The organism is Brevundimonas sp. 357 (assembly GCF_003938605.1).
Taxonomy (GTDB): Bacteria; Pseudomonadota; Alphaproteobacteria; order Caulobacterales; family Caulobacteraceae; genus Brevundimonas.
In genome coordinates this window covers 170,485-192,174 of sequence record NZ_RHWX01000005.1, presented here as the reverse complement: position 1 = coordinate 192,174, position 21,690 = coordinate 170,485, and the positions used below count along the sequence as shown (strand labels likewise).

Annotated in this window: 20 protein-coding genes; 15 read left to right on the top strand and 5 right to left on the bottom strand. The window is 62.9% G+C overall.

The window, feature by feature from the left end; translation table 11 throughout:
* On the top strand, nt 1–551 hold a 551-nt coding region (locus EGK63_RS06600), incomplete at its 5' end, for a hypothetical protein (RefSeq protein WP_243637605.1).
* Here EGK63_RS06600 and EGK63_RS06595 read toward each other — a convergent pair.
* Nucleotides 523–1,125, bottom strand: a complete 603-nt coding sequence (locus tag EGK63_RS06595; RefSeq protein ID WP_040346206.1) for a hypothetical protein — start codon at nt 1,123–1,125, stop codon at nt 523–525. The two genes, EGK63_RS06600 and EGK63_RS06595, sit on opposite strands and share 29 nt — an antisense overlap.
* Nucleotides 1,126–1,407: 282 nt before the next feature.
* Here EGK63_RS06595 and EGK63_RS06585 point away from each other — a divergent pair, with 282 nt between their 5' ends.
* Together EGK63_RS06585 and EGK63_RS06580 are read left to right on the top strand one after the other, a co-directional pair.
* Nucleotides 1,408–2,595: a DNA cytosine methyltransferase gene (locus tag EGK63_RS06585; RefSeq protein ID WP_003166179.1), complete on the top strand. Its 1,188-nt coding sequence runs from the start codon at nt 1,408–1,410 to the stop codon at nt 2,593–2,595.
* On the top strand, nt 2,579–3,316 hold the full coding sequence (locus EGK63_RS06580; RefSeq protein ID WP_243637604.1) for a GIY-YIG nuclease family protein: 738 nt from the start codon (nt 2,579–2,581) through the stop codon (nt 3,314–3,316). Before EGK63_RS06585 ends, EGK63_RS06580 begins: the two co-directional genes overlap by 17 nt.
* A gap of 44 nt (nt 3,317–3,360) precedes the next feature.
* On the opposite strand, the gene EGK63_RS06575 is transcribed toward EGK63_RS06580, so the two are convergent.
* Together EGK63_RS06575 and EGK63_RS06570 are read right to left on the bottom strand one after the other, a co-directional pair.
* Nucleotides 3,361–4,821 carry a restriction endonuclease gene (locus tag EGK63_RS06575; protein WP_003166181.1) on the bottom strand — a complete coding sequence of 487 codons (1,461 nt, stop codon included), beginning with the start codon at nt 4,819–4,821 and terminating at the stop codon, nt 3,361–3,363.
* Between the two features lie 236 nt (nt 4,822–5,057).
* Complete coding sequence (locus tag EGK63_RS06570) at nt 5,058–5,270, bottom strand: helix-turn-helix domain-containing protein (RefSeq protein WP_081461910.1); 213 nt, start codon at nt 5,268–5,270, stop codon at nt 5,058–5,060.
* A 526-nt stretch (nt 5,271–5,796) separates the two neighbouring features.
* Between EGK63_RS06570 and EGK63_RS16460 the strand changes: the two genes are divergently transcribed.
* Nucleotides 5,797–5,961, top strand: coding sequence for a hypothetical protein (locus EGK63_RS16460; protein ID WP_155818638.1), 165 nt, complete (start codon nt 5,797–5,799; stop codon nt 5,959–5,961).
* Between the two features lie 185 nt (nt 5,962–6,146).
* On the opposite strand, the gene EGK63_RS06565 is transcribed toward EGK63_RS16460, so the two are convergent.
* On the bottom strand, nt 6,147–7,502 hold the full coding sequence (locus EGK63_RS06565) for a tyrosine-type recombinase/integrase (protein ID WP_040346210.1): 1,356 nt from the start codon (nt 7,500–7,502) through the stop codon (nt 6,147–6,149).
* Between the two features lie 768 nt (nt 7,503–8,270).
* Here EGK63_RS06565 and EGK63_RS06560 point away from each other — a divergent pair.
* From EGK63_RS06560 to EGK63_RS06535, 6 genes are all read left to right on the top strand, one after another.
* Nucleotides 8,271–8,870 (top strand): hypothetical protein, encoded by a 600-nt coding sequence (locus EGK63_RS06560; protein WP_125900479.1) that lies wholly within the window; start codon nt 8,271–8,273, stop codon nt 8,868–8,870.
* 454 nt (nt 8,871–9,324) lie between these two features.
* Nucleotides 9,325–9,768, top strand: a complete 444-nt coding sequence (locus EGK63_RS06555; RefSeq protein ID WP_125900478.1) for a lysozyme inhibitor LprI family protein — start codon at nt 9,325–9,327, stop codon at nt 9,766–9,768.
* Nucleotides 9,769–10,210: 442 nt separating this feature from the next.
* The gene (gene lepA, locus EGK63_RS06550; protein WP_125900477.1) at nt 10,211–12,019 is read left to right on the top strand and encodes a translation elongation factor 4; all 1,809 of its coding nucleotides are present in this window, start codon (nt 10,211–10,213) and stop codon (nt 12,017–12,019) included.
* Nucleotides 12,020–12,074: 55 nt separating this feature from the next.
* Nucleotides 12,075–12,305 (top strand): colicin E3/pyocin S6 family cytotoxin, encoded by a 231-nt coding sequence (locus EGK63_RS06545; RefSeq protein WP_095046140.1) that lies wholly within the window; start codon nt 12,075–12,077, stop codon nt 12,303–12,305.
* On the top strand, nt 12,305–12,619 hold the full coding sequence (locus tag EGK63_RS06540; RefSeq protein ID WP_125900476.1) for a hypothetical protein: 315 nt from the start codon (nt 12,305–12,307) through the stop codon (nt 12,617–12,619). Before EGK63_RS06545 ends, EGK63_RS06540 begins: the two co-directional genes overlap by 1 nt.
* Entirely contained in the window at nt 12,592–13,575 is a 984-nt protein-coding gene (locus EGK63_RS06535) for an ImmA/IrrE family metallo-endopeptidase (protein ID WP_095046139.1), read from the top strand. Before EGK63_RS06540 ends, EGK63_RS06535 begins: the two co-directional genes overlap by 28 nt.
* 161 nt (nt 13,576–13,736) lie before the next feature.
* Here EGK63_RS06535 and EGK63_RS16715 read toward each other — a convergent pair whose 3' ends face one another.
* Nucleotides 13,737–13,961, bottom strand: a complete 225-nt coding sequence (locus tag EGK63_RS16715; RefSeq protein WP_125900475.1) for a protein NO VEIN domain-containing protein — start codon at nt 13,959–13,961, stop codon at nt 13,737–13,739.
* Between the two features lie 158 nt (nt 13,962–14,119).
* Between EGK63_RS16715 and EGK63_RS06525 the strand changes: the two genes are divergently transcribed.
* The 5 genes from EGK63_RS06525 (at nt 14,120) to EGK63_RS06505 (ending at nt 21,565) form a co-directional block, all read left to right on the top strand.
* The gene (locus tag EGK63_RS06525; RefSeq protein WP_125900474.1) at nt 14,120–14,830 is read left to right on the top strand and encodes a hypothetical protein; all 711 of its coding nucleotides are present in this window, start codon (nt 14,120–14,122) and stop codon (nt 14,828–14,830) included.
* A gap of 111 nt (nt 14,831–14,941) precedes the next feature.
* Nucleotides 14,942–17,800: a pitrilysin family protein gene (locus tag EGK63_RS06520; RefSeq protein WP_125900473.1), complete on the top strand. Its 2,859-nt coding sequence runs from the start codon at nt 14,942–14,944 to the stop codon at nt 17,798–17,800.
* 127 nt (nt 17,801–17,927) lie between these two features.
* The gene (locus EGK63_RS06515) at nt 17,928–18,668 is read left to right on the top strand and encodes an NYN domain-containing protein (RefSeq protein ID WP_125900472.1); all 741 of its coding nucleotides are present in this window, start codon (nt 17,928–17,930) and stop codon (nt 18,666–18,668) included.
* 48 nt (nt 18,669–18,716) lie between these two features.
* Nucleotides 18,717–20,600: a cobaltochelatase subunit CobT gene (gene cobT, locus EGK63_RS06510; RefSeq protein ID WP_125900471.1), complete on the top strand. Its 1,884-nt coding sequence runs from the start codon at nt 18,717–18,719 to the stop codon at nt 20,598–20,600.
* Complete coding sequence (locus tag EGK63_RS06505) at nt 20,597–21,565, top strand: esterase-like activity of phytase family protein (RefSeq protein ID WP_125900470.1); 969 nt, start codon at nt 20,597–20,599, stop codon at nt 21,563–21,565. The genes cobT and EGK63_RS06505 overlap by 4 nt, the downstream gene beginning before the upstream one ends.
* The last annotated feature ends 125 nt before the right edge of the window (nt 21,566–21,690 follow it).

The following is a 21,690-nucleotide window of genomic DNA, read 5'->3' as shown; positions in this document are numbered from 1 at the left end:
CGCTCGTTTCATTCCGTCCGTCCTTTCAAGGGCCGGACTCTAGCTCCGCGTGGAGGAAATTCTCAGGGGCACGTCACAACCACGGACGTGTTTGGGACGTCGAACATGTGATCGCCAGGGTTCTCAGACCGGACTTCACGTTCGAACCCGAGAACCTTGCGGTTGCCTGCATCGACTGCAACTCAGCCAAGAGCGACCAGAATATCCTCGTTGTCGAGCGAAGAACATTTCCTCGCCGATCCGACGCCTATTCCATCATCCATCCTCATTACGATGAGTGGGAAGACCACCTGTTCTTCGGCAACGCGCTCTTCGCGCCAAAGTCGGAGAAGGGCGCACGCACCATCGTCGTCTGCAAGCTCTACCGATACTATAACCTCGAGTGCGGGGAGGCCTTGCTCACCAAAGATCGTCGCTATGCCGATCTGGCCGAGAATATGCTTCTGGCCAAAACCGCTCTCGAAGCAGAGCCGTATTCTCTTGCCATTGGCGCCATGGTCAAAAGAGCGGTGGCGGACGAACTCAAACCGAATCCTGCGGAAGAAGATTGAGGCGTTGAGTGAGAGCGACCTGCGCGAACCGATGCAGGTCGAAGTCTGTTCGCCCGTAGAGCCGGACCAACCCGCCTTCCAGCATGTCCAACCCGACATCCGCAGCTTCCGCGGCTTCCATAACTTCCGCGATGTGTTCAGGAGGCAGGAACATCGTGATCAGCGGGAAGGGTTCCGCGTGGCCTCCGCCGAAGCCACCGGCGTTACAACTCCACACCGTAACCGCGCCGATCGCAGACAGGGCCAATACCGCGCTGATGACGCCGAGATCCAGTCCGTAGAAGTCTTCCTCTGGCGTCTCAGCCTCCTCGAGTTCGTCACGCCAGACTTCGTACTCAGCGTCCATGTCGGTTGAGGCTCTGAACCGATCGAACAGCGCAGCTTCGGCCTGAATCGCCGCCGCGACCAGATCCCACCCCACTGATCGAATGTCACGGTATAGGTGATTACCCTCCAGCCCATGGTCCTCACCGGCGTCCGCCTCCTCGTCCGAGAGCACGGCCAAGCTGGTCGGGACGATTAATCTGCGAACCGGCTCATCGTAGATGCGCTCGCCAAACGCGATCGACGTCATTCAAAAACTTGCCCCGATCGAAAATAAGAACAAAATAGCAACTCGACTATTTCAGCCTGTGGCGCCACTCTGGCGCCATGCAAAGAGATTCGACAACATCCACGGTCAAGCCAACCGACCGCGTCAACCTGCGGCTTCCAGCGGATGTGTTCGCTGCGATTGACGCAAGCTGTGCGGCACGGGCAGGACGCGTTTCGCGAAACACTTGGGTCGCGGAAGCGGTGAGAGAGAAGTTGACGAGAGATCGGGTCGAAGTCGTCTCTTTGGAGCTTCAGCGTCGCAATGGCTGATTTTTACGAGTTCTTCGCGGGAGCCGGAATGGCTCGAGCCGGGCTGGGCGATGGATGGACCTGTCAGTTCGCCAACGACTTCGATGGCAAGAAGGGGCTGACCTACCAGGCCAACTGGGGCACGGGAGGCGAGCTGCATGTTGGCGACATCCGCAATGTCGAGACCCAACAGCTTCCGGGCGAGGCGGACCTGATTTGGGGATCGTTCCCCTGCCAGGACCTTTCGCTCGCCGGCGCAGGAGCGGGTCTCAAGGGCGAAAGGTCCGGAACCTTCTATCCGTTCTGGGACATAGTCGATGCCTTGAAGGATGAGGGGCGAGCACCTCGCATCGTCGCGCTGGAGAACGTCTGCGGGACGCTGACGTCCCACAACGGGAGCGATTTCGCGGCGATCTGCGAAGCCTTCTCCAAGAGCGGTTATCGCTACGGCGCCCTGGTGATCAACGCCCAGCTCTTCGTGCCCCAGTCCCGCCCAAGGCTCTTCCTAGTTGGCGTACGGCCAGACATCACCATCGATCCGGACCTTGTCTCATCCGGCCCGATCGGCCCTTTCCACACGCCCGCTCTCGAGCGTGCTTTCGAGCGCGTCGATGCGAAAGCGCTGGAGCACAGAGTCTGGTGGAACGTCCCCACGCCGCCACACAGGACAAAGACCTTCGCTGACGTCATCGAAGATCATCCGACGAGCGTGAAATGGCATACGCCGGCTGAGACCAAGGCCCTGGTTGCGATGATGTCTCGGGTGAACCTCGATAAGCTGAACGCCGCCAAGCGCGCCGGTCGGCGTATGGTCGGAGGTGTCTACAAGCGCACGCGGTTCGATGAGAAGGGAGCCAAGGTCCAGCGAGCCGAGGTTCGTTTCGATGACGTCGCCGGTTGCCTGCGTACGCCGGCCGGCGGTTCAAGCCGTCAGGTCATTCTGGTCGTCGACGGAGATAAGGTGCGGAGCCGACTGATATCCGCACGTGAGACGGCCCGATTGATGGGTCTCGAAGATAACTACAAGCTGCCGTCCAACTACACCGAAGCCTACCATCTCACAGGCGATGGCGTAGCGACCCCGGTCGTCCGACATTTGGCCCAGCACATCTTCGAGCCTATCCTTGGCATCGAAGCCCAGGCTGCGAGCGATCAGCCGGCGAGCGGCAAGCGGCGCGGGGGTCGTGCGGCTCGTGACTGACGTCGGTCCGCTGTTCGGCCGGAACCCCGACGCCGTAAACTTCCCGCCGTTCGAGACCGAGGACCTGCGAGAGAACCTTGCGCGATTGCTCGATACGCCGTTCGAGCAGACGGGCATTCCCGTTGGCAACTTCCGCTGGGGCGTCTACGCCTTCTTCGACTACGACGGCGAGCCGATCTATGTGGGACAGACGAACGAGCGTCTACGCACGCGGATTCGGCGCCATCTGACCAACCAGCGAACCGACGCCGTTGCGATGTCCGTGCTCGATCCGTTCGAAGTCTTCGAAGTCGAACTCTGGCCGCTACCGAACCTCCAAGACGCCAACCGTTCGGATATCGATGCCCGTCAGCACCTCGATGCGCTTGAGCGTCTCATCACCGAGCAGGCCGTCGAAGCGTCTGAGTTCAAGGCGATCCTGAATGAGAAGGACCCGCCTCCAGGGCGTCTTGCCGTAGAGCCGCCTGCATCGGTACGTGGCCGCATCGTTTCCGACCGGGTGTTCGAACTCCGCTCCCACCCGGACTTCCGTATCGCCCGACGCGCCCAGGTCCTGGCGCGCCTTGCGCAGGTCATCTCCGAACGGAAGGTGCAGGGCGGGCTAAGGCGTGTTCTCCTTACCCAGGCCAAGCGTCTGCAATGGCTTGCCGCGAGGCGTTATGACGCGCTCGGTGGTGAGGCTTCAGTCCCGAACGAAGGGGACGTCGAAGATGAAGCCTAGCAGCAGTTACTGAGACGAATAGCGTGAATCCCTGGTTCGCAACGCTATGCGAAATATCGTGCCCGTAAATCCGGCCGGGCGTGGAGCTCTCTCTCCAACTCCAGCACCGAATAGTCTCGTCGTAGAATGCTGCGCCTGCTGCACAGGGCATCGATCTTGTCATAGAGTGTAGCGTCGATCAGGGCAGAGGTCATAACGCCGAAGCCGTTAGCCTCATATTGATCGAGCATATCGCCGATGTCCGTCAGACGTGTTCCGCCAAGAGAGCGTCCGTCGGAGACCAGCTTGCATTGAAATATCCATTTGAACTGCTCTCTCGCGGAGGAGCGTCGTTCAAAGGCCACGATATCTCGGCCGCCATCTCGCGAACGCGACTTGCCCATCTTACGAACGCGCTCGGCATCGATTTTTGGATGTAGCCGGACGATATCGTAGCAAAGTTCCTCGAACTCATCGTCTGTAAGGGTACCCCAAGCGCACTGTATCGATTGCCCTAAGCCACCTGCCTCCAGCAGCCGCGATTGCATTTTCCCGATGGCCTGAGCCTGTTTCACTAGCTGTGTGGAACGGACGGGTTGGGCATCAATCAACAGGAGTTGATGGAAATCTTGCCCTTCGACGAGAGCGAGCGCGCCGCTAGCGTGCAACCACAACCTTGACCGCCCTTGCAGAAACCGAATGAGTTCGAGTGTTCGGGGCGGATCGAACTCGTCATCGACATCCCCGCCGTCGCGCTGAACTGCATCGATGCACCCCGCGCCTTGGAGAAAGGCCGCCATAGGAAAAGGAGCGGCTTGGCCTGCGACGCAGAGCGTCTCGGTGCCACCAGCTTGAACGAAGGTAGCTGGTAAAAACTCAGCCATCCGGCACTTCTGACCGGTCGCGTCGAAAATAACGTCCAAGTCCCGTCCCGCCGGGAGCAACCAGCCCTTTTCACCGGCGAAACACGAGGCCCCCACGGAGGTGCTATGGGCGCTGCGGAAGTATCCGAAGCGTCGTTCTGGATAGTCAGCGAACTGTTGCCTCACATATTCTGGGGACTCGCTTCGCCACTCGTAATTGGCGCCTAATACCAGGTTAGACAGATACCAGTCGACTATGTCTGGGCACTTGGCGACCCTCTCGGAGATTGTGTCCTCAAGCTCAGAGATTTCGGCGTCGATAGCATCGATCCGGGATTGAAGCGTCGGATCCGGATCCTCGTCATCTAAAGCCATGCGAAGTGACACATCGTCTAAGACTCGACCGAAACCGAGCTTTGGCTCGCGAACGGTGATCAGCAACTTGCGCCCGAAATAACCCTCCCTCCGATAGCTTATAGCGGCCGCATAGCCCGCCAGCTTCTCAACCGCCCAGACCGCATCAAAGAGATAGGCGGCGATATCGAGATGAGAGTTCGACGAACCGAGGCCACCGATCGTGAAGGCAACTATGGTCTCTTCAAACGTATCGAATTGAATGCCAGCGAAGGGGCCGGACACTTCGTCTAAGTCGATAGTTTTCATCTCGGCGCACCTCCGGCCTTTCCGCGCCGACGTTCAGCACGTCGGATGTCTCGAGTTGGGCGCATCTTCAATCAGAAGGCAGAACCGTCCAATCACCGCCTTGATGCAAACCTGTGCGTACGGCAGTTGGTCGACTCGGAGCCTCAAGCGGACATTGCCAACCGCCCCTACGAGTCAGGACCAGCCAGAATGTCGCGCCGAATGCCTAAGTTTATTTGACCTCAATCAGAAATTGCTCACGGCTCTCGTTCGAAGAATTGACCTGGTTGGACGCACAGAATCTCAGAGAGGTGGACCAGGAGCCCGATACTCGGGAAGCTCTGTCCGCGTTCGATCCTTCCGATTTGGCGCACGTCCAAATGAACTTCGGCGGCCAATCCCTCCTGTGTCATGCCCCGCGCTTGGCGGAACCGTCGCAGATTTCCGCCAATGATCTTTTCCCAGCCCATCTGCGGGAGATGTTAACGATCCGGTCACCACTTCCAGGACATTAGATGTCCTATTGGAAACGGGGGGAGCGTTATGGTCCTGTTGGGTATTTTGACGCTCATCGTTGCGATCGGATGCGGCGTACTGGTCTTACTTCGCAAGCTCTCTGCCACGCAGGCGGATGTTCGTCAGATACGCAGTGAGATCATCAACCTTCACTTTGACGTCGTGCGTCACCACCAACCGCCTTTCGGGCGGCGCGGGAAAACTGAGCCGTAATTTTCGCTACCTTTTACGAACTACTGCGGCATGGTTTTCTTCCATATTGTGACGCCTCAGGGCAGTTTCAGGCGTCGCACGACCACATACCGCGGCGCCTACGACGACCGTGTCCACCCTAGGTGAGACCATGCTGGAAATGACAACCATCGACCCTGGCTGCCCATGGCGGCGCCATCCTAACGGAATAGATAGTCATCCCTGACGGCATGATCCGCGACATGCTGATCGAAGCGCGCTTCGGCGGGTTCCCTCACCGGTTCCCCATTGTACCTGGCCCCGTCGGGCACCTACGCCCCGACGCCCGTCGACATCCCGGCCGTCCCCGCCCAGGTCACGCAGGAGTTGATGCGCACCCGTGAGACCTGGCACTGGACCGACGGCCCACCGCCGTCGCCGGCGATCTTCAAGGGCATGTCGGTGATCGAATAGCGGTCGCGACCAGAAGTTGAATGGCGCGGCGACGTAAAAAGCTGACTTTACAAAGAAATTCGACGAGTCACGTTTTGAAAAGACTCAAGACTGCTGGTCGGAATCAAAACGTGACTCGTCCATAAAATGTTGAGCGGCCTGAGGAAAATCTTCAGGCCGCTCCGCGTTACGTCATGGCGTCCGCATCAGAGTTGAATGTTGTCGGCTTCATCAGCCTCGTCCGCTTCACCCCAGATATCGGACAACGGAGGCAGGACAAGGCGATGCCGATGCTGCCCTAGCTTGGCCGCCAGCATGTGCCCCGGACGTGCAGGGTTCGGCGGCGGCGACCGATAGACGGACTTCAGTTCCGCCTTGGCGTCCACTCCCGCAAAGGGGTCGTCATCGATGAAGTCGCCGGCACCCCCGCCACCGACCTGGTTCAGTTTCATCATCGCCTCTGCCGCAAACCCCTCACGGTCGACGGCATAGCGGGCGATGATCGAGTGGACGCGGGCCAGTTTGTGCCCGGTCACCGAAGCGATTTGGATCAAAGACACGCCCGCCCTCTCCATCCGGCAAACCGCCGAATGACGCAGCGTAGCGAGCAACATCAGCGGATCGCCGTCAGATGTCACCGCGTGGCGCACTTCGTTGAAACGCGCGCTCAGACGCGCGCTGGTGAAGCTGGCGCCCGTGTCCGCATCGTTGAAGAGATATGGAGAGCCCTCGACCTGCACCGCCTCGATCATGCGGCACAAGGACTTGTTCACGGGGAATTTCACCAAGGCGCCGGTTTTCGATTGTTTCAGCTGAAACATCCCAGTGCGATAGTTCACGTCATGCCGCGCCGCTCGAAGGTCGCCCAACCGTTGACCGGTTTGCAAACCGAACACGATCAAGGCCGCCAGACCAGGCTGCCCCATTTGCTGCGCCATCTTCGCGAACCTGTGAGCGGTCTCATCCGTCCATAGGACGACTTCCCGAGCCGGCTTGGGAACCGTCCATGGAATGCGAGAGATCGGGTTGTCCGAACGCCATCCCGCCTCCATCGCTTCCGTACAGAGGATGTTGAGCGTCGAACGCAATTCCAACTTCTGCGATGGGCGATTATCATACAGGGCGAGGAAATCCTCAAAATCCGGCTTCCTCAGCGTAGCGAAATCCGGATCGCCGCGCCGCTCCGCCCAATCGACGAAGAGCATGGCGTCGCGCCTATTTCGGTATTGGCGAGCCTCAGACACGTCTCGAAAACGCTGGGTCTTGAAGTAGATATTCGCGAGGGCACGCGCATTGCGTTGATCCGAGCGATAGACTTCTTCTTCCAGTCGGCGCTGGTCGAGCCGTGCATTCAAAACTTCCGCTTCACGCCGCACCTTGGCGAGAAACACTGGATCCTCGAGCGATCCCCGAACCTTCCCTTCCGAGGGAAGCGTGATGGTCTTGGGCCAACCCGACGGACACAGATGGTCCGGCACCGACATGAAGACATGATCGGTCCCATCCTGCCTCCTGTTTGAGCGGATGAAGCGCCCCAGATTCGTTTCGTGTTCCTTCGCCATTAGTCCTCCTTATGTAGTCATGGCATTTCCCAAAAAGGTCGCGATTGATATCGCAGACGACCATCAAGCAAATGCAATGCCAAACCGCAGGACTAAATTGAAACAAATACAATTACATCACAAAGACAGGTAAGGTTAATTCTGAAATTATGTGAATATATACTTCTATAATTTAGGCCAACTCTGAATTGTTTACCTTACCATACAAGTAACTCTGGGTTTAGCGCGCCCAGGATACGCCCACGAAACGACCCCAGAAACCCGCCACAGCGCGGACACATTGAACGCAGCAAGGCAAGAAACCTCATTAAAAACAATGAATTCTCGGCGTTGACATCGTAGGGGTCACAGGTTCAATCCCTGTCGCGTCCACCATTCTCTTTCAAAGACTTAGAGGTACTGCGCCGTTGGCGCTGACCAGAAGCTGACCAGATTCCTTGGTTGGCCGCCTTTTCACGTCAGTCTTACGATCACCCCCCGTTGCTTCATGAGGCCACCCAAGTTGTGGGTTGGTCTTCGTTTGACTCAGAACGGACGTTAGCGGAGCCCGAGGGCTCGCCGCTCAGTCGTGACTGGCGGCGTGATCTCGATGCATTCGCGGCCGCACTGCCGCCGCACGATAGAGGCAGCGACGCCCCCTGCCCCGCTCACACGCAGGGCGACGAGAGAGTCGACGTCAAACCCCGGCTGATAGACCGCCATCAGAACCGTAGCGCCTTCGGCGTTCAGATCACCCCACGCCATTGAGGTGACGCGCTCATCGGCGGCATGGGGAAGGTCAGCGCACAACGTGAGTCCTTGCTCTGCCGCTTCTGTTCATCCCTCCTGGGCCGAGACCAGCACATTCCTGTTGGTCAGCAGTTCGATGCCCACGCCCGCTGGCGCTGGGACAGACGGAAGCAGAAGGACGGCCATGCAGCCTCCAATGAAAAAGGCTCGCCAAAGCGAGCCATACGCAAGTTTCAGGAAGCGGAAAATAAGCAGAAGTATCCACCGATATTCGGCAGCACGGCCGACCAACTGTATCACTACAGCGCGATCATGCAGAGGTTATTGGCGTTCAGTTACGCAACTTCCCATCGTGACCGTGCCTTCGGGAGGAAAGCAAATAGGAGGAACACCCTTAAAAAAAAACTCGTCTATCTAGCCCTCGCTTCAGCTTTGATGGCTTCATCGGCTGCAGGCGCCGCAACTCTCATTCCGACAAACGCGGTAGAGGCAGAACAACCGCACCTCATAATCACTTATCTTCTCGACGTTGTGCCAGTAGGCAGCGTTCAGCTATTCTGCGAGGGGCCTGAAATCAGAACTGGCAACACCGCCGATTACCTAACAAAAGTCTTCACTTCCTACTTTATGTGCCCGTAACATAAACGGAATCAAGCGCAAGCTTGTAGCAAGAGTCCCTCGGCCATGCGGTCGGGGGAGCTCACCGCCCCCCCTGCGATATGGCGCGATCCGCACCGCCCGCTGCCGTTGGCTCTCGCTGGCGGTGGATGACCAGAAGCCGCCGCCTTCCTTGCCCAATCCCTTGGCGGCGTCGGTGAGAAGGTCGTCCGCCAGGTTGTCGTGCTCCCGCATCGTGAAGCGGTCGGCCAGCCTTCTCGCCGAAGTCTTTGAGGCCAGCCTGCGCCTGGCGAAGGTCTGTCTTCATCTTCAGACGCATTGCGCAGCTCAAAGGCTGCCGAACCCACGATGGGGCGTCGGACATGGGAAGGCTCCGGGGATCAGGGGGTGGGCTGCGCGTCGCCCTTTTCCCGAATGGCCATCATTCGCCGCCAATGCCAGTATCGGGCGCTAGATCCATTCAAGGGAGATCGCGATGGCGACGCTGGTGGTTTTGTTTGGTGCGCTTTCGATCAGTTCGGCGTCGGTTCAGGACGACTGGTCCGGCGTCGACTGCGCCAACGCAGGCTCGACTATGGAACAGAACGTCTGTGCGGGGCGCGACGTCAAGGCCCTGGAGCAAAACCTGCGCCTATATACGGACACCGCCTATGCGGTCCTGCGGGAGAACGACGAAAGAGATTCCGAGGCGCTGATCGCGGAAATCCGCGAGGGTGAGCGGCTGTGGCGGGCCTACATGGAGGCGGCGTGTGGTGCCGTGGACACCTACTGGAAGCCGGGCACGATCCGTACAGTCATGGCCGCCAGTTGCGAGATGGAGCTGATCCGGGAACGCACCCACCACGTCTGGCGCGAATATCTGACGCCGATGGAGGGGATGCCCCGCCTGGCCGAGCCGCCGCGCGGCGGTTTCGACTGAGGCGGCGGAGGTAGCGGACGAAGGTTGACAAGCACGCATGAGGAACTGCGGCTCGGCTATGCCGCCCCCTGTCGCGCCCCCAAGGAACGCGCCTTTCCCACCTCGCCCGCGGGCTTTATGTGTCGGTTTCCATACAGTTCTTGATAGTGCACTCGGAGGACAAGGCCCACCCGAGCGGGCCTTGTTCGAATTCTGTTTAAGGTGACGGGGACCAGGAACAGCAGCAGGGTGCGCGGCTAGGCATATCTTTGATCGCCCCTCAGGGGGACGCGTGCGTGAGCCACGGAACAACAAAGAAATCATATCGGAAGGCGATTCTCGTACGCTCAAAAGCCTGAGTATAGCGGCAAGGGCTCATGCCGAACGGCGAAGCGCCTGATTGCCTGAAGGTCGCGTCAGCGTCGTGGCGCAAAGCCTCGCGGCGTGCTACGCGCGCCGAACCATGACGACGCCCCCTATCGAACGCATCCGCAACTTTTCGGTGGTCGCCCACATCGACCACGGCAAGTCGACCCTGTCCGACCGCCTGATCCAGTTCACGGGCGGCCTGACCGCGCGCGAAATGTCGGAACAGGTTCTTGATAATATGGATATCGAGAAGGAGCGCGGCATCACCATCAAGGCGCAGACCGTGCGCCTGAACTACAAGGCCAAGGACGGCGAGACCTACGTCCTGAACCTGATGGACACGCCGGGGCACGTGGACTTCGCCTATGAGGTGTCGCGTTCGCTGGCCGCGTGCGAAGGCTCGATCCTGGTGGTGGACGCCTCGCAGGGCGTCGAGGCCCAGACCCTGGCCAACGTCTATCAGGCGATCGACAACAACCATGAGATCGTCCCGGTCCTGAACAAGATCGACCTGCCCGCCGCCGAGCCGGACCGGGTGCGGGCCCAGATCGAGGACGTCATCGGCATCGACGCCTCGGAGGCCGTCATGTGCTCGGCCAAGTCGGGCATCGGCATCGAGGACGTGCTGGAGGCCATCGTCGCCCGGCTGCCGGCGCCCAAGGGCGACATCAATGCGCCGCTGAAGGCCATGCTGGTCGACGCCTGGTACGACCCCTACCTGGGCGTGGTGCTGCTGGTGCGGGTGTTCGACGGCGTGCTGAAGGCCGGCATGCGCGTGAAGATGATGCAGACCGGCTCGTCGCACCTGGTCGACCGCGTCGGCGTCTTCCTGCCCAAGAACACCCCGGTCGATCAACTCGGCCCCGGCGAGGTCGGCTTCATCACCGCCCAGATCAAGGAAGTCGCCCACGCCGCCGTCGGCGACACCATCACCGACGAGAAGAAACCCACGGCCGAAGCGCTGAAGGGCTTCAAGGACGTGCAGTCGGTGGTCTTCTGCGGCCTGTTCCCGGTCGACGCCGCCGACTTCGAAGACCTGCGCGCCGCCATCGGCAAGCTGCGCCTGAACGACGCCAGCTTCACCTATGAAATGGAATCCTCAGCGGCTCTGGGTTTCGGCTTCCGCTGCGGCTTCCTGGGCCTGCTGCACCTGGAGATCATTCAGGAGCGCCTGAGTCGCGAGTTCAACCTGGACCTGATCGCGACGGCCCCCTCGGTCGTCTACAAGATCGGCCTGCGCGACGGGACCGAGATCGACCTGCACAACCCGGCCGACCTGCCCGACGTCATGCAGATCGAGACGATCAGCGAGCCGTGGATCAAGGCCACCATCCTGACGCCCGACGAATACCTCGGCGGCGTGATCAAGCTGTGCCAGGACCGTCGCGGCAGCCAGATCGAGCTGTCCTACGTCGGCAGCCGCGCCCTGGTCGTCTATGAGCTGCCGCTGAACGAAGTGGTGTTCGACTTCTACGACCGCCTGAAGTCGATCTCGAAGGGCTACGCCTCGTTCGACTATGAGATCACCGACTACAAGGTCGGCGACCTGGTGAAGATGTCGATCCTGGTCAACGCCGAGCCGGTGGACGCCCTGTCCATGCTGGTCCACCGCGCCCGCGCCGAAACGCGCGGCCGCGGCATGGTGGAGAAGATGAAGGAGCTGATCCCGCCCCACATGTTCACCATCCCGATCCAGGCGGCCATCGGCGGCAAGATCATCGCCCGCGAAACCGTCCGCGCCCTGCGCAAGGACGTGACCAGCAAGTGCTACGGCGGCGACGCCACCCGCAAGAAGAAGCTGCTGGAGAAGCAGAAGGCCGGCAAGAAGCGCATGCGTCAGTTCGGCAAGGTCGAGATCCCGCAGGAAGCCTTCATCGCGGCGCTGAAGATGGACGAGGATTGACACCCACATCATCACCGAGAGACGATTTCGCCGAATCATGTTAGGCGATCATTAAGTGGGTAAGATTATTCCTCAGCCCAGCATCCTCGACGATCTTGAGGAGTTAGGTTTCATAGAAGGGTCCAAGCGCTGGCGCAGCTTTGATGGGAAGCGACTGTACACTTGGGATGCGCTTCATGGTGAAGTGGAAGTTTTCAACAAGCGAGGACGCCATCTCGGGGTCCAAGACCCGCAAACAGGCGACTTCATAAAGGATGCCGTCCCGGGACGGTCGATCAAAGTTTGATGGCCATGACCTTCCTTAAACTAGCGCTTACCGGCAAGATCATGTTCGACGAAATTGATGATTTCGTTGACCGTTGGCACGAGCAACCGGGCGGTAAAAGCCTGCATGACTATCTCGGCTTAACGAAAGACGAGTATGCAGCATGGGTCCAAAACCCTGACATCATTCCCCAGATAGTCACGGCTCGAAAGCTCAACCGACCACTAGAAGATTTGCTAGAGGCGGCATATGAGGATCGTCTTGCTGCTAGAAGTGACTCAGGCGATAGACTTGCGAGTATAGAGCGATGGCTGCGTCAGCGCGGGAAGAGATAGAATCCCCCGAAGTCAGTCTAGCCAAGCGGGTCATACACCGCTTCTCCCTGACACCTCCAATCGACGTAAAAGCACTAGTTTCACAGTATGCTGACTTGGAATTCGATTCAATTCCAGAAGGCATAGACGCCGTTTGCGTGGGCCTCAAATCGCCAGGTAAACGCCCCCTTGTTATCGTTGATCGAAACAAACCTGAACTTAGAAAAAGATTCACCTTAGGACATGAGCTTGGCCACTTACTCATACCCTGGCATGCCGGACTAATAATTGACGATATTCACCTCTTCGAAGAAAATTTCGAAGAATCGCATATAGAAGCCGAAGCCAATCGCTTCTCGTCAGAGCTTCTTGCGCCCACAGATTGGATAAATTCTAATTTTGACCTTATCGGCGACCCCGCAAAATCTATGCTTCAAATCGCAGATAAAGCGAAAATATCAATTCCTGCAGCTTACTTCCGCATTGCAACTATTGGTCCAATCGGTTTGCTATTCGCACGAGAAAGCAATGGCGTTCTTCGAAACGTAGGACGTACAACTGGGACAATAGCAGCAGCGCCCATGCATGGATCACAATACGATCCAAATATGTACTCAATCGCAAAACACTACAGTGTGACACATGGGGGAGAAATTTACCACTGGTGGGCATTTGCGGATGAGGTAGCGATACCTTCTATCTTTGATAATGGCGACTGGCGGCTTCTTCTCGCCGAGATTGTAGGCGGCTTGGGGCTTACGCCAGAAGAAGACAAGAAATTTAAACAAAGCTTGAACGGCACGCTCTCAAACGTGAACAGCCAGCTGCGTGAAAATCGAACCCCAGAGCGAATGTATAGTCGCATACTACAGAGACTACATTCCGCAGCAGCCCAAAATTATAGAATCCAATTTATTCTAGATCACCCCCAATGCCATCCATTTATATCTGCGCGCGTATCCGCCTTTTTAACATAAATCTCATGCAAACTTCGCCAGCCACGTCTCCGTCGTTAGCGTCACAGCCGTCTCCAGCAGGGGCTTGAGCTGGAACAGGCCCGGAGCGGCGGTGAGGTCGTGAAGGCGGTAGAGGCGCCTGGCGTCGGGGCGTTCGGCTTACACCTCACGCTCGGTGCAGGTTAGGAAGAAGTCGGCGGCGGGGCGCTGCCGCGGGTGGCCTTGACCTCGATCAGCCACTCTCGGCCCGCCGGGTCGAAGCTGCGGATGTCGTAGCCGGCGCCGTCGCCGTGCTCCTGGGACGTCCATTCGACCTTGCGCGCCAAGTGGCGCGGGCACAGACGATCAGGAAGACGCGCTCGTGGTGAAAGGCATAGTGCTCGCCCTAGCGGGGCCGAGGCGATCACCTCGCCCTCCCCACCCGGTCGCTGGCGCGACCACCCTCCCCATAAAGGGGAGGGAGAGGCGTTAAGGTCAGCGTAAGGGCGTGTGGGTTTTCAGGGGCTTGGGGTCGGATCGGCGCATCCAACCCGCCTGGGTCGGCGCCGGTCCTATCCTTGCGCGCATGAAGGAGACCCTGGACGCCAAGCCCGCGCACTATCGCCTGTCGCGGGCGACGTGGGAGATCATTCTGGAGGCCTATCGCAACGGGGCGACCGTGCCGGAGCTGAGCGAGCGGTGGCGGGTGTCGCAGCACGCCCTGCGCAAGCGCATCACCGTCCATGGCGCGACCAAGCGCGACTGGGGCGATGCGCGGGCGCGCGAACAGGCCGAGGCGCGCGAGCGGATGCAGGTCGAACGGGCGGCGGCCGAGGCGGTCCGCGCCGAAGCCCTGTTCGCGCCGTCCGAAGGGGACGCGGACGAGACGGCGGAGGTTCTGGCCGAGACGGCGATGCGGGCCTCGGCGCGGGCCATGCGGGGACGGATGTGGGACGAGGCCAGGGCCCTGACCCAACTGGCCGAGGCCTATGGCCGGATGGCGCAAAGGAGCGAGCGGGCGCGAGGACGCGGCGAGGTGACGCTGGACGACATTCCGCTGGAGCTGATCAAGGCGCTGGCGCTGAACGAGGATCAGTGCGCCTCCAGCCGCCTGGCGATCTGGGACGAGGCGGACCCGCATCCGGCCAAGCAGGAGTATTGGGCGGTCAACGCCGCCCAGCGCGAGGCCGGCATGGAAGAATGGCTGGCCCTGATGCGAGAGCGCAAGACGCTGCGGGATCAGGTGCGCGAACTGGAGGCGGCGGCGGGCCTGGATCCTCGCTCCGATCAAGCGTAGGCCGGGCGCGCAAACATGAACAATCGTTCACATAGCGATGTGTCGCGTTGCGGCGGCCGCGCGCGCGGTTAAGGTCCGTCTCAACATGATCTGTTGGGGACTGAAAACACCATGCGTCTTGCCGCCTCTTCCGTTGCGCTCGCCGCCTTGCTGGCCGTGAGCACGCCCGTTCTGGCCGCGCCCGCCGCGACCGCCTCCGCCGCCACGACGGCCGCCGCTCAGGCCGAGCCCCTGCGCGGGGCGCCGGTGTCGGAGCTGGTCGCCCGCGTCGATATTCCGTGGAAGCGCTTCCAGCTCGACAACGGCCTGACCGTGCTGGTGCATGAGGACCGCAAGGCGCCGGTGGTGGCGGTGTCGGTCTGGTACAATGTCGGATCGAAGGATGAGCCCAAGGGCTCGACCGGCTTTGCGCACCTGTTCGAGCACCTGATGTTCGGCGGGTCGGAAAACTCGCCTTCCAGCCACATCCAGACGATGAACGCGGCGGGCGCCACGGGCCTGAACGGCACGACATGGTTCGACCGCACAAACTATTTCCAGACGGTGCCGACCCCGGCGCTGGAGTACACCCTGTATCTGGAATCCGACCGCATGGGCTATCTGCTGGGGCAGGTCAGCCAGGAGGTGCTGGATCTGCAACGCGGCGTCGTCCAGAACGAGAAGCGCCAGGGCGACAACCAGCCCTACGGCCTAACCTATTACGCCACGCTGGAAGCCCTGTTCCCCGAGGGCCACCCCTATCGCCACTCGACCATCGGTTCGATGGCCGACCTGGATTCGGCCAGCATGGAGACGGTGCGCGACTGGTTCCGTGAGAACTACGGCCCGAACAACGCCGTCCTGGTCCTGTCGGGCGACATCGACGAGGCCAAGGCCCGCGAGCTGACCCAGAAATACTTCGGCGCCATTGCGCGCGGCCCGGTCAACACTCCGGCGGCGGCGCCGGTGCCCACCCTGGCGGCGCCGGTCGAGCAGGTGCTGCACGACCGCGTGGCCCAGACCCGCATCAGCCGCACCTGGGCCGTACCCGGCCTGGGCGATCCGGACTCCGTGCCGCTGAGCGTCGGCGCCTCGGTGCTGGGCGGCCTGGCCAGCTCGCGCCTGGACAATGTGCTGGTGCGTGACGAGCAAACCGCTTCCAGCGTCTCGGCCGGCAATCAGACCTTCCAGCGCCTGGGCATGTTCAGCTACTCCGCCATGGTCAAGCCGGGCGCGGACGCCGACGCCGTAGCTCGCCGCATGGACGCCGTCCTGGCTGACCTGATCGCCAACGGCCCGACCCAGGACGAGATTGATCGCGTGGTGACGCGCTACGCTTCGCAGCGCATCCAGGGCCTGGAAATGGCCAACGGCAAGGCCTCGGTCCTGGCCGAGGGGCAGCTCTATTCAAACGATCCGGACTTCTACAAGAAAGAGCTGGCGGCCTACGCCGCCGTGACCCCGGCCCAGGTCCAGGCCGCCATGCGCAAGTGGCTGAGCCGCCCCGTCTATAGCCAGATCGTCATGCCGGGCGAGCGCGAGGCCTATGTCGAGGCCGCCGCCGCGCCGTCCGGCGCGACCCCGGCGCCGGCCGAACCGATCCAGCGCGTGGCTCGCGACGCCGCCCCGGCCATCGGCCAGGTGTCCAACGTCGACTTCCCGGCTGTCGAGCGCGCCGCCCTGTCGAACGGCATCGAGATCGTCTACGCCCGCTCGACCACCGTGCCTGTGACCCGCGTGGCGCTGGAATTCGACGCCGGGGTCGCGGCCGACCGCGCCGATCGCCTGGGCGCCCACACCCTGATGCTGAACGTCATGCAGGAAGGCACGACGACGCGCGACTCCAAGGCCCTGGCCGAGGCGCAGGAACGCCTGGGCGCCAGCGTCTCCGTCGGCTCGTCGATGGACCGCACGGTGGCCAATCTGTCGGCCGTGACGACCAACCTGCAGCCGTCGCTGACCCTGCTGTCGGACGTCGTGCGCAATCCCGCCTTCGCTCCGGCCGAGATCGAGCGCCTGCGCGCCACGCGCCTGGCCGCCCTGGCCAATGAAAAGACCCAGCCGGCGTCGATCGCCGGGCGCGCCCTGCCCCCGCTGATCTATGGCGCGAGCCATCCCTACGGCCGTTCGTTCGGCGGTACGGGCGACGAGGCGGTGATCCGCGGTCTGACCCGCGACGACCTGGCGGCCGAACACGCCCGCTGGATCCGCCCGGACAACGCCAAGCTGTTCGTGGTGTCGGACCTGCCGCTGGCCGAACTGAAGCCGCAGCTTGAGGCGGCCTTCGGAAACTGGCGCGCCCCGACCACGGCTAAGGGAACCAAGGCGTTCGACGCCGCCCTGCCTCAGACCTCGGCGCGCATCGTGCTGATCGACCGGCCGCAGTCGCCCCAGTCGCTGATCTACGGCGGCCAGGTGCTGCCGGTGTCGGGCACGGACGACCTGCTGACCCTGACCACGGCCAACACCGTGCTGGGGACGGACTTCCTGTCGCGGATCAACGCCGACCTGCGCGAGACCAAGGGCTGGTCCTACGGCGTGCGCGGCACCATCAGCCAGTTGGAGAACCGCGCGCCCTATATCGTCAACGCGCCGGTTCAGGCCAACCGCACGGGCGAATCCATCGCCGCCCTGATCAGCCAGTACGACCGTTTCCTGGGCGCTGAAGGCGTGACGGCGGCCGAGCGCGAACGCACCGTCCTGGGCGACACGCGCGCCCTGTCGGGCAGCTATGAAACCTCGTTCCAGGTGCTGGGCGCCCTGCGCAGCAACGCCCTGTACGGCCGCCCGGACAACTATCAGGAAACGCTGGCGGGCCGTATCAACGGCCTAACGGCGGCCCAGATGGACGCCGCCGCCCGCGCCGCCATCAAGCCGTCCAGCTTCGTCTGGGTGGTGGTCGGCGACGCCTCGGTCGTCAAGCCGCAACTGGACGCCCTGGGCCTGCCGGTCGAGGTGCGCGCCGCCGAGGCGCCGAAGCCGGCCCAGTAAGCCGGTTCGATAACCTCTGAAACGACGACGGCCGGCGGGGCGACCTCGCCGGCCGTTTTCTTTGCGGTTGACCCCGAGCGCGGCCGGGGCGAGCCTTCGCGCCTCTCCTCCCCTCGCCGGAGCCTTCATGCCGACGGACGCCTTCAACCCCGCCGCCCGCGCACCGCGCCTGGCCGTGCTGATCGACGGCGAGAACGCCTCGGCCCGGATCGCGGAGGCGCTGTTCACCGAGATCGCGACCCTGGGCGAAGCCTCGGCGCGACGCATCTACGGCGACGCGGCCAGCCCGGCGCTGCGGGGATGGATCGACGTGCTGCCCCGCTGGGCGATTCAGTGGCAGCAGAATTTCCAGAACACCAAGGGCAAGAACTCGGGCGACATCGCCCTGGTCATCGACGCCATGGACCTGCTGCACTCGGGACGGTTCGACGGCTTCTGCCTGGTGTCGTCGGACAGCGACTTCACCCGGCTGGCGGCGCGCATTCGTGAACAGGGCGTGCCGGTCTATGGGTTCGGCGAGCGCAAGACGCCCGAAAGCTTCCGCCAGGCCTGCACCCGCTTCATCTACACCGAGAACCTGACCGGGCGCGCCGCCGCCGAGGCGGGCGTGGCCGCGGCGCCGCCGGCCGAGCGCAAACCCGCCGAAGCCGTTCCCCTGATCGCCACCGCCATCACCGACATGGACGAGGACGGCGACGGCTGGGTCAACATCGGCGGCGTCGCCAACCGCCTGCGCAACACCTACTCCGACTTCGACCAACGCACCTACGGTCACGCCAAGCTGTCCGAACTGGTCCGCGCCACCGGCCGGTTCGATGTCGAGGTCGGCCCCGGCGGCGTCATGCGGGTGCGGCTGAAACCCCGGTAGGGCGCTTCGCCCTCTTCCCCTCGGCGCGCCATGGGCTATGTGTGGCGCATGGCCGCCGCAGAGACCCCCGTCGAGACCTTCAAGCGCGCATTGGCGCACGCCGCTCGAGCCCTGGCCGAACAGGCCGAGCTGGAGGTGCGCTTCGGCGGCGACGGACCCAAGCTGTCCAGCGGCGTGCTGACCCTGCCCCACCCGCCGCGTGATCCGGCCGCGCCTGAAAGCGCCGCCCTGCGTGGTCAGGCCGACCGAATGGCGCTGCGTCTGGCCAATCACGACCCGGCGCTGGACGCGCGGCTGCGCCCCGTCGACATGAACGCGGCCGAGGTGTTCGACGCCGTCGAACAGGCCCGCGTCGAGGCCGTCGGCGCGCGCGAGCTGAAAGGCGTGCGGCGCAACCTCGAGTCCGCCCTGGTCACACGGCTGGAGAAATCAGGCGCCCTGCGCGCCGAGGCGGCCCAGGTGCCGCTTGCCGAGGCGGCCGCCCTGTTGCTACGCGAACGGATGACGGGCGAGCCCGCCCCCGACGGCGCCAAGACCATGCTGGACCGGGTTCGCGCCGAACTGGAGGCCAAGGCGGGCGCCGAGCTGGACGCCCTGGCGGCCCTGGGCGACGACCAGGCGGCCTTCGGCGCGCGGATGAAGGATCTGCTGCGCGCGCTGGATCTGGACCCCGGCGACGCCGACGGCGGCGACTCGCCCGAGGAGGACGGCGAGGACGACGCCGACAAGCCCGATCAGGACCAGGCGGATCAGGACGAGCAGGAAGAACAGGACGGCGGCGAGGGCGGCGACTCCCTGGACGGCACGGCCGACGACCAGTCGGCCGAGGACGAGCGCCAGGCCCGCCCCGACGGCACGCCGGGCGAACCCGACGGCGAGGGCCGGGAAGACGCCCCCGAACTGAGCGAAGGCGACCGCCCCAACCATCAGCAGACCCAGGACGACGGCCGCGCGGTCGAGGTCTATCGCGCCTTCACCACCGCCTATGACGAGGTCATCGACGCCGCCGAACTGTGCGACCCGATGGAGCTGGACCGGCTGCGCGCCCTGCTGGACGCCCAGCTGTCGACGCTGGGCAGCGTGGTCTCGCGCCTGGCCAACAAATTGCAGCGGCGGCTGCTGGCCCAGCAGAACCGCTCGTGGATGTTCGACCTTGAGGAAGGGATGCTGGACACGGCGCGCCTGACCCGCGTCATCACCGACCCGACCAGCCCCCTGTCGTTCAAGATGGAGAGCGAAAGCCCGTTCCGCGACACGGTCGTGACCTTGCTGATCGACAACTCCGGCTCGATGCGCGGGCGGCCGATCATGGTGGCGGCGGTGTGCGCCGACATCCTGGCGCGGACGCTGGAGCGGTGCGGCGTCAAGGTCGAGATCCTGGGCTTCACCACCCGCGCCTGGAAGGGCGGTCAGTCGCGCGAGGCCTGGATCAGCGCCGGAAAGCCCGCCAACCCCGGCCGCCTGAACGACCTGCGCCACATCATCTACAAGGGCGCGGATGCGCCGTGGCGCCGGGCCAAGAAGAACCTGGGCCTGATGATGCGCGAGGGCCTGCTGAAGGAAAACATCGACGGCGAGGCGCTGGAATGGGCGCACGACCGCCTGCTGGCCCGGCCCGAGGCGCGGCAGATCATGATGGTCATCTCGGACGGTTCGCCGGTCGACGACTCCACCCAGTCGGCCAACGCGGCCCTGTATCTGGACAAGCACCTGCGCCAAGTGATCGAGAAGATCGAGACGCGCAGCCCGGTCGAGCTGCTGGCCATCGGCATCGGCCACGACGTGACCCGCTGGTATCGCCGCGCCCTGACCATCGTCGATGTGGAACAACTGGCGGGCGCCATGACCGAAAAGCTGGCCGAATTGTTCGAGGCCGAACCGAAGGCGGTCAGCAGCAAGGGCGGACGGGTTCCGCACAAGCGCGCGGCGTGAAACGCCGCCTCTATGTCGCCGCCCTGATCTCCCTCGCCCTGGCCGCCTGCGCCGGGGCGGCGGTCACGTCCCATCCCTGGACGCCGGCGGCGACGGCCGACGGCTGGGCGCCCGCGGGCGGTTCGACCCGGCAGGTCGGCCTGGGCTGGCCCGGCGGCGCCCGACTGGCCAAGGGCGTGCGCTATGCGGGCGGGGTGCAGTTGATCGCGGCGCCCGTCTCCAGCCTGCACGGACTGTCGGACCTGAAGCTGACGGGCGACGGCGACTTCGTCGCCGTGTCGGATTCCGGCGACCTGGTGCGCGGGCGGCTTGAGCTGGATGCAGACGGGAAGTTGACGGGGCTGCACGATCTGCGGGTGCGGCGGCTGACGACCGCCGACGGTGAACCGATCGCCGATAAGGCCGCGGGCGACGCCGAGGGGCTGGCCCTGAGCGAAGACGGCGAGGTGCTGGTCAGCTTCGAGCGCGAGCATCGCATCTGGAGCTATGGCCCGCTGGACACGCTGAACGCCCAGCCCGAAGCGCGGCCGCATCCGGCGGTCGACTTCCCGCTGAACGAAGGCCTGGAGGCGCTGGCGACGGCCCCCGGCGGCTGGCGCGTCGGCGGCGAAGACGGCGGCGTGTGGGACTGTTCAGAGCAAGGCTGCCGCACCGTGGTCGAACCCACTCGGCCCGCCGACAGCTGGCGGCTGACGGGGCTGGAGCGCGATCCCGGCGGCGACGGCTGGTTCGCGGTGCAGCGGTCCTGGCGCCCGCCCTTCGACGTGCGCGCCCGCGTGCGCCGGATGGACGCCGACGGCGCGCTGGGGCCGGTGCTGGTCGAGCTGAAGCTGCCGGGCCTGACGGACAATTTCGAGGGGATCGCCGCCGAGCGCCGCGCAGATGGCACGCGCCTCTACATCCTGTCCGACGACAACGCCAATCCGGCGCAGAAGACCCTGATGCTGGCGTTTGATGTGGAATGATCCTTCTCCCCTTGAGGGAGAAGGTGGGCGCCGCAAGGCGCTCGGATGAGGGGTGTCAACGCGGCCTTCAGACAATGAGGCCGGGGCGTGTCCGACCTTCAAGCCTCCCGCAAACACCCCTCATC

What these genes read in the sequence shown, in the direction of transcription:
- lepA (WP_125900477.1), top strand. Translation starts at nt 10,211, where the DNA reads ATGACGACGCCCCCTATCGAACGCATCCGCAACTTTTCGGTGGTCGCC.
- EGK63_RS06560 (WP_125900479.1), top strand. Translation starts at nt 8,271, where the DNA reads ATGGGGAAGGTCAGCGCACAACGTGAGTCCTTGCTCTGCCGCTTCTGT.
- EGK63_RS06585 (WP_003166179.1), top strand. Translation starts at nt 1,408, where the DNA reads ATGGCTGATTTTTACGAGTTCTTCGCGGGAGCCGGAATGGCTCGAGCC.
- EGK63_RS06525 (WP_125900474.1), top strand. Translation starts at nt 14,120, where the DNA reads ATGAAGGAGACCCTGGACGCCAAGCCCGCGCACTATCGCCTGTCGCGG.
- EGK63_RS06595 (WP_040346206.1), bottom strand. Translation starts at nt 1,125, where the DNA reads ATGACGTCGATCGCGTTTGGCGAGCGCATCTACGATGAGCCGGTTCGC.
- EGK63_RS06555 (WP_125900478.1), top strand. Translation starts at nt 9,325, where the DNA reads ATGGCGACGCTGGTGGTTTTGTTTGGTGCGCTTTCGATCAGTTCGGCG.
- EGK63_RS06575 (WP_003166181.1), bottom strand. Translation starts at nt 4,821, where the DNA reads ATGAAAACTATCGACTTAGACGAAGTGTCCGGCCCCTTCGCTGGCATT.
- cobT (WP_125900471.1), top strand. Translation starts at nt 18,717, where the DNA reads ATGGCCGCCGCAGAGACCCCCGTCGAGACCTTCAAGCGCGCATTGGCG.
- EGK63_RS06535 (WP_095046139.1), top strand. Translation starts at nt 12,592, where the DNA reads ATGGCTGCGTCAGCGCGGGAAGAGATAGAATCCCCCGAAGTCAGTCTA.
- EGK63_RS06520 (WP_125900473.1), top strand. Translation starts at nt 14,942, where the DNA reads ATGCGTCTTGCCGCCTCTTCCGTTGCGCTCGCCGCCTTGCTGGCCGTG.
- EGK63_RS06565 (WP_040346210.1), bottom strand. Translation starts at nt 7,502, where the DNA reads ATGGCGAAGGAACACGAAACGAATCTGGGGCGCTTCATCCGCTCAAAC.
- EGK63_RS06515 (WP_125900472.1), top strand. Translation starts at nt 17,928, where the DNA reads ATGCCGACGGACGCCTTCAACCCCGCCGCCCGCGCACCGCGCCTGGCC.
- EGK63_RS06540 (WP_125900476.1), top strand. Translation starts at nt 12,305, where the DNA reads ATGGCCATGACCTTCCTTAAACTAGCGCTTACCGGCAAGATCATGTTC.
- EGK63_RS06570 (WP_081461910.1), bottom strand. Translation starts at nt 5,270, where the DNA reads ATGGGCTGGGAAAAGATCATTGGCGGAAATCTGCGACGGTTCCGCCAA.